This is a genomic window from Mucilaginibacter aquariorum (genome assembly GCF_024498135.1).
In the GTDB taxonomy this organism is placed as follows: Bacteria; Bacteroidota; Bacteroidia; order Sphingobacteriales; family Sphingobacteriaceae; genus Mucilaginibacter; species Mucilaginibacter aquariorum.
This window is the reverse complement of sequence record NZ_JANHOH010000010.1, coordinates 186,256-193,131: the sequence shown is the minus strand read 5'-3', so window position 1 is coordinate 193,131 and position 6,876 is coordinate 186,256. Positions and strand designations below refer to the sequence as shown.

The 6,876-nt window shown below is 40.1% G+C and carries 6 protein-coding genes; 1 reads left to right on the top strand and 5 read right to left on the bottom strand.

Annotated elements, in window-relative coordinates; all coding sequences use genetic code 11:
* Positions 1-336 precede the first annotated feature (336 nt).
* Positions 337-2,772: an AsmA family protein gene (locus NPE20_RS23605; RefSeq protein WP_256541166.1), complete on the top strand. Its 2,436-nt coding sequence runs from the start codon at positions 337-339 to the stop codon at positions 2,770-2,772.
* 54 nt (positions 2,773-2,826) lie between these two features.
* On the opposite strand, the gene NPE20_RS23600 is transcribed toward NPE20_RS23605, so the two are convergent.
* The 5 genes from NPE20_RS23600 to NPE20_RS23580 form a co-directional block, all read right to left on the bottom strand.
* Positions 2,827-3,360 (bottom strand): hypothetical protein, encoded by a 534-nt coding sequence (locus NPE20_RS23600; RefSeq protein WP_256541165.1) that lies wholly within the window; start codon positions 3,358-3,360, stop codon positions 2,827-2,829.
* 10 nt (positions 3,361-3,370) lie between these two features.
* Positions 3,371-4,537: a membrane protein insertion efficiency factor YidD gene (gene yidD, locus NPE20_RS23595; protein WP_256541164.1), complete on the bottom strand. Its 1,167-nt coding sequence runs from the start codon at positions 4,535-4,537 to the stop codon at positions 3,371-3,373.
* Between the two features lie 175 nt (positions 4,538-4,712).
* Positions 4,713-5,153, bottom strand: a complete 441-nt coding sequence (locus NPE20_RS23590) for a hypothetical protein (protein ID WP_256541163.1) — start codon at positions 5,151-5,153, stop codon at positions 4,713-4,715.
* A gap of 96 nt (positions 5,154-5,249) precedes the next feature.
* The gene (locus tag NPE20_RS23585; protein WP_256541162.1) at positions 5,250-5,780 is read right to left on the bottom strand and encodes a hypothetical protein; all 531 of its coding nucleotides are present in this window, start codon (positions 5,778-5,780) and stop codon (positions 5,250-5,252) included.
* A gap of 55 nt (positions 5,781-5,835) precedes the next feature.
* Positions 5,836-6,822: an aldo/keto reductase gene (locus NPE20_RS23580; protein WP_256541161.1), complete on the bottom strand. Its 987-nt coding sequence runs from the start codon at positions 6,820-6,822 to the stop codon at positions 5,836-5,838.
* Between the last annotated feature and the right edge of the window lie 54 nt (positions 6,823-6,876).

Below are 6,876 nucleotides of genomic sequence, written 5' to 3'. Positions count from 1 at the left end.
CGTCCACAATCTCCAGTTTGAACGCTAAACTGTAATCTTTTTGGGTCTTCCTTTGGTAAACCTTAACTTCTTGTTCTTTCATCTGTTAACACTTTTTGTGTCAACTTATTTTAGGACGCTACATTATTACCGTAAAAAAGGCCACCTGGATAAATCAGGCGGCCTTTTTTGTGAATACTGTTAACTGTAATTAAAGCCGGCAGTATGAGAGAAAGCCCCGCAAAAAATACATAACGCCAAAAAAGTACAAATATTTCGTTATTCTTAAATTTTTTTAACCATTTAGTTACAAACCAAACAAAATGTGCTATTTTACTATTATCTGTATAAAATAAAATGCCTAAATGGTTAAAAATATCCCTTAAAATATTGGCCGGGTTTATACTGCTTATTGTGGTGATATTGCTTGGGGCAACCTTATATATTACCTACAATAAAACTAAGGTGCTTAAAATGGTAAATGAGCAGCTGGAGAAAAACGTTGATGGTACCCTTATTATCGGCGATATGAAACCAACCTTTTTTAAAGGGTTTCCGGATATTTCCCTTTCGCTTAAAAACGTACTCATACGCGATAAGAAATTTGCTCAACACAAACACACCCTGTTAGATGCCAAAGATTTTAATATATCGGTAAATACAGCCGCTTTGTTTAGGGGCACTATAGATATTAACCACATTGAAATTACCGATGCGGCTATTGATCTGTTTACCGATAGTACAGGCTACAGCAATACCGCTGTATTCAAGAAAGATAATAAGCAGGTAAAGGATAACCCATCCGAGAGCAGCTCAATTACCCAGCTCAAAAAATTCAGTCTGAGCAATGTTACATTTACGGTAGATAACCGTAAGGCGCACAAGCTTTTCAATTTCGCTGTAAATGATATCAGCGGAAAAATGCAATACCCGGACAGCGGCTGGCGCACCGATTTCCACCTGAATGTGCTGGCTAAAAGCATGGCCTTTAACAGCGTGCATGGCAGCTTTATAAAGAATAAAGTGTTAAAAGGAGATTTTGTAGCCGGGTATAACGAGAAAAGCGGCATCATCAACGTATCGACTATGCCGCTAAATATTGGCGACGATCCTTTTAAAATAAATGCTGTTTTTGAAACGGCTGGTAAACCGGACGCCGGTTTCACTATGCATATTGTTGCCGACCAGATACTTTGGCGAAGCGCGACCGCATTGCTTGCACCCAATGTTACTACAGTTCTTAACCGCTTTAATATTAGCAAACCGATGGATGTTATCTGCGATCTGACAGGCAGCTTCGATGGCAATGATGGCGGCCCCAAGCTTTATGTCACGGCAAAGGTTAACGATAGCAAGGTAACTATCCCTGGTGCCGAACTGGATGACTGTAGTTTTAACGGGATCTTTAGCAATAACTATGTTAAAGATAAAGGCTTTGGCGATGATAACTCGATCATTAAACTGATCAATCTAAAGGCCAGCTACAACCATTTGCCTTTTACAATAGACACAGGCAGCATTATTAACCTGATTAAACCGGTTGCCACGGGTAACTTTAAATCAAACTTCCCGGCGGCAGATCTGAATTACTTTTTAGAAGATGATGTAGCCAAATTTAATAATGGCTCGGCAGATATGAACCTGCGCTATACTGCTGATATTATAGATTATAAAATAAATAAACCCATTATAAGAGGTTCAATAAACCTGCGGAATACGGATATATACTACTGGCCGCGTAATCTTAAGTTTAAAAATAATTCCATATCCTTAAACTTTGTTGGGGACGACCTGTTACTGAGCAATATTCGCATGCAAACCGGCCGAAGTATTGTAACCATGGATGGTAGGGTAAATAATTTTTTAAACCTCTACTATAACGCGCCCGAAAAGATCTTACTTGCCTTGCAGATCCGCAGCCCGCAATTATACCTGGGCGAATTTATGGGCTTTTTGGCCGAACGTAAAAGTGCGCCCACTACCAGAAGAAGGGGAAACAGCGGTAATATAGCCGACCAGCTAAGCAATGCGCTTGACCGTGGTAAGGCTGAAATGCATATGAAGGTTGCCAAGGTTTACTACAAGAAATTTTTGGCTACAGATGCCTATGCTGATCTGCTTACTACCGAAAATGGACTGATCATTAGAAACGTCGGCCTAAAGCATGCCGGTGGTTCTTTGAAAATAAACGGGCGTGTAATGCAGGGCAGATCATTAAACAGGTTTGCGCTTAACAGCACTGTAAGCCATGTAAACATGCAGGAGTTTTTTTACGCGTTCAACAATTTTGGCCTGCAGGATTTTACCTACGAAAATTTAAAGGGCTTCTTATCGGCAAAAACAAATATTACTGGGGGGGTAACCGATGCCGGCAACCTGGCACCGCACTCTATAAATGGCAACCTTGATGTTAGCTTGCGCGATGCAGCCCTACTTAACTTTAAACCGCTGATAGGCGTAGGTAAGTTTGTTTTCCCCTTCCGCGACCTTAAGAATATTAGCATACCAAAGCTGGATGGCCATTTTATAGTGAATGGCGATATGATAACGATAAAGCCCTTGCAGGTAAGCTCCAGCGTACTTAATGTGGATGTAGCAGGTGTTTACGGCCTAACAAAAGGTACTGATATCGCGCTGGATATCCCGCTCAGAAACCCCGGTAAAGACAGCCTGATAATTGATAAAGAAGAATTGCAGAAAAAGCGTTTTAAAGGTATTGTGGTACACATTCGTGCACACGAAGAAAATGGGAAGATGAAGATAGGGTGGAACAAGAACCACAAAAAAAATTAGTAGTAAAAAGGTAGTAATCATTAACTAACCTTTTTACTACTATTAGAAAGTAGATTATTCAGCTACTTTAATATTTGTATTTCCAGCTACTGATGCAATAACCTGGTAACCGGGTGCTACTTCAGCATCTTTACCCTTTAAAAGCAAAAATAATACACAAACAAGTACGCCTAATACAATAGACAGGGTTTGCTTATTGTCACCTTCTTTATATAAGTTGCTGTTAGCTAAAAATACTTCCTGGCCATCAACAGCGGTTACTGATTTGATCTGTACTTCAATAAAGCCTTCTTTACCTATCGCTTTGGTGTGTTGCGCCCTTGTAATTTGGCCTTTAGCAATTGAGCCGGCAGCAATAACTACCTTTTCGCCAACTTTAATGTCGGCTTTTATTTTAAACTCAACAATTTGGCCAACAGTAGCATCTTTAGAGTTAATAGCAGATACAGTTTCCATAGCCACCGAAGTGCCTGAAGGTAGTATTACATCAAGTGGTTTGCGAATAGTGAACGACATACATAACACACAAACGGTTAATAAGTAAGCTACATGTTTTACGTACTGTGATTGGTAAATTTTAATGAACATAGAAATTGGTTTAGGGATTTATATTATAAAATAAATTGTTGATTACTGCTTTTCGTTTTTGCTCGTTATGGCGTTTAGCGCTTTGCCCCGAGCCATAAATATTGGCTATATAAAAGCTTACACTAAATAAGCCCGTTAACGATGCCAGGCCATAGTTTTTCTTTTTTATACTACTGTAAGTAGCATAAGCAAACACACCGTTTAATAAAAAGGATGAAACCGCGGTTTGCGTATGCCCGGTGTAGGCGTACCCTAATCCCGGAATTATAGAAAGTAAGCTGGCTTTAGCCGGGCTCTTGAACTTAAGCTCCTGTGCTTTTTGTACTAACCTGATATTAGATTCGGTAACATCGGCCCGGTAGGGCAAGCTTTTTAACTGGGTAAAAGATTGTTTTGCACTTGCCCAGTTGTACAGGTTAGCGTAAATTAAACCCTGTAAAGCGTAAAGGCGCGCCTTTTGGTTTTCGTCCCGGGTTGTAATTAAGCCAGCTGATACAATGGTGTTTGCCTTATTAAAATTATCCAGCTTGTAATAAATGGTAGCTAATTGGTATAAGATCTCCGGATCGTTCTTATATAACACCGGGCATTGGGTTTCATAAGCAAATATGGCTTTTTCGTATTCATTTAAAGCTTTTAAGCAGATCAGTTCATTAATAAACACCTCATTGTTAAATGGCTGATTAAATTGAACGCGCTTAATTTCTAAAATAGCCTGTTCGTAATAATTATTGTTTATAAGCGATTTGATAAACAATAACGAGGTGTTTATATCTCTTACCGTATCTGCATAGGCAAAGTAGGGCTGCTGACTGCTGTAACGTAAGTTTTTAGGGGAATTGTCTGCACCAGGTACATCAAGGTACTTAAAACCTGTAGGCCTTGCTGTAAGGTCATAATCGCCAAGGTCGTGGCCGCACCGCATTAAACGGTCTGACGTTAAAACGAAAGCTTCGGCAAAGTTTTTTTCTTTAAAAGCCGAAAGCGCGAAATTTGAGCAGCTGGGATACATAGGGCATTCCTGCCCGCGTATACCACTAATGAATTTTTGATAAAACCCAATATAGTCTGATGCGGAAGTTTGGCTTGAAGAGGAGGTTTTGGATTGTGCTGACCCGCTTAAACAAATTAAGCAAAGCAGTAGCGTTTCAGAAACTGAAACTAAATATCGGTACATTAAGTGTGAAAGGAATATGTTAAGGTTTAGTCAATATGTTTATACCGATTAGGGGTCGGTATGCCATAAAGATATAAATTTATTTTACATGTTGTAAATAGATTTATCAAAACATGGCTATGACTAACTTAAATGTATAGTTATTCAACTGTAAGTTAATATACAGATGCTTTTACTACAACAGCTTCTTACAGGTAGCTACCAGGGTGCCTTTGTCATAAATAAGCAGGTTGCCTTCTTTATCTATTTTGTAAGTTTCATCAGGTCTTTCAACGCTAACGTACTTATCGCCATCTTTTTTTATTTCGGATGCAGAAGGTGAGATGGGAGGGGTATCATTAAGGATGAGGTTTTTACCCGTAAAGGTAATAGCCTGTATATAAACTTTATGGCCGCTGCTTACCACTTCGTAAGCTATCTCTTCGCCCTTATCAGATTTTATGGCTTCATCGTGCCATGCGCCAACCAGTTTCCCCGAGTCAACTACGGCAGGTTTAACCTCGGTTTTTACAGTTGTATCTGTAGCTGCTTTATCGGTTTTGGCAGATTGACTGCAAGAGGCAAAACTGAGTGCTGCAAGGGCAATTATTGCTAAACGGCTTATATAAGTACGCATAATATATACAATTTAAAAGGCCGAAGATACTAAATAGCTTTTTAGCGGATCTTCGGCATAGTGTCAGTTTATCTAATATAGTGCAGTGGATCGATCCTAATTTAAATGTATATGTGGCAGCATATACTCGTCGGCCATTTTATCAGCAAAAAGCTGCTTAACCAAAGTATTTAACCGTCTTACATCTTCCTCCGGGATGCTTAACGATATTGTGTAAATTTCAATAGGCAAATCATCATCATTATATGAAGAAAATTTTACCAGTAACTCTTTGTTCTCTATAGGTTTAGCCGGGGCCACCTGCAAATTTAATATCTTATTAAATGGGACAACCGTGTACGCGGGTTTGAAAAACCCGTAATCATGCTGATAGCTTATCGTTTTGGTATTGATTATAAGGTTCTCTTTGCCATAAAAATTCCACAAGCTATATTTCCCCAGGAAAAACAGAAAAAAAGCGGATACTAACAATAGGCCGGGTATCCAAAGTACAATAGCAAAAATAAGTACGGATAGAATAAGTAAATCAGCTATTAACAACGCGATCTTACCATATAGCGGGCTGTTGGCGCATATAGAAATATAGATGCAAATCTCGTCGCTGTATATTGCTGTTTTATCTTTCATCTTTACCCACCAATGGGTGGGTAAAGATAAATTAAATAAATAATCAGCGAGGCGGTTAATTCTTATCCACGTACTTTAAATTCCCCTCGTTGTACCTGTCGCCGGTATTAGGGTATTTTTGTAGTAAAGCCTCAATATCGTTCAGGTTTTGGGCAGATAGCTCAACGTCTACGCTGCCGGCATTTTCCTGCAAATATTTGCGCTTTTTTGTGCCGGGGATAGGGATAATATTATCTCCCTGCTTTAATACCCATGCAATAGCCAGTTGGGCAGGTGTTGCATCTAAACCTGCTGCAATATCAGCAAAACCTTCGGCCAGCAAGCGGTTGTTATCTGCGTTTTCTTGCTGGTAACGTGGCAACGATTTGCGGAAATCGCCTTCTTTCAATTCGCTTACATCCAATTTGTTGGTCACCAGGCCACGTGCCAATGGGCTAAAGGGTACAAAGGAGATCCCCAGTTCTTTACAAAGGGGTAATATTTCGGCCTCCACATCACGGGTTAGCAAAGAATATTCGCTTTGCAGGGCAGCTATTGGGTGTACGGCATGCGCGCGGCGAATGCTGTTTGGCGATGCTTCAGATAAACCTATGTATTTTACTTTGCCTTGTTTAACCAGGTCGGCCATCGCGCCAACTGTTTCTTCTATAGGTATGTTAGGGTCAACACGGTGGGCGTAATATAGGTCAATCACATCTGTTTGCAGGCGTTTAAGGCTGGCTTCCACAGCAGTTTTCATATAAGCGGGCGACCCGTCAAACCCGGAAAGCTTACCTGTGCTATCAGCAGTAAAGCCAAATTTTGTGGCGATGAAGATCTTATCGCGATTAGGTTTTAATACCTGCGATACAAGTTTTTCGTTTTGGCCCGATCCGTAAACATCGGCAGTATCCCAAAAGTTGATGCCCAGTTCAATCGCTTTATTTAAGGTAGCTATTGATTCTGCATCATCCGGTTCGCCGTAGGCGTGGCTCATACCCATGCAGCCTAAGCCAATTGCAGAAAGCTGTACACCGGTATTGCCCAAAAATCTGTATTTCATAATATGTAAATGTTTAATGAAGGTAAGAAGGTTTAGGCAGGATGTAACACTGCA

What these genes read in the sequence shown, in the direction of transcription:
- NPE20_RS23605 (WP_256541166.1), top strand. Translation starts at nt 337, where the DNA reads ATGCCTAAATGGTTAAAAATATCCCTTAAAATATTGGCCGGGTTTATA.
- NPE20_RS23600 (WP_256541165.1), bottom strand. Translation starts at nt 3,360, where the DNA reads ATGTTCATTAAAATTTACCAATCACAGTACGTAAAACATGTAGCTTAC.
- yidD (WP_256541164.1), bottom strand. Translation starts at nt 4,537, where the DNA reads ATGTACCGATATTTAGTTTCAGTTTCTGAAACGCTACTGCTTTGCTTA.
- NPE20_RS23590 (WP_256541163.1), bottom strand. Translation starts at nt 5,153, where the DNA reads ATGCGTACTTATATAAGCCGTTTAGCAATAATTGCCCTTGCAGCACTC.
- NPE20_RS23585 (WP_256541162.1), bottom strand. Translation starts at nt 5,780, where the DNA reads ATGAAAGATAAAACAGCAATATACAGCGACGAGATTTGCATCTATATT.
- NPE20_RS23580 (WP_256541161.1), bottom strand. Translation starts at nt 6,822, where the DNA reads ATGAAATACAGATTTTTGGGCAATACCGGTGTACAGCTTTCTGCAATT.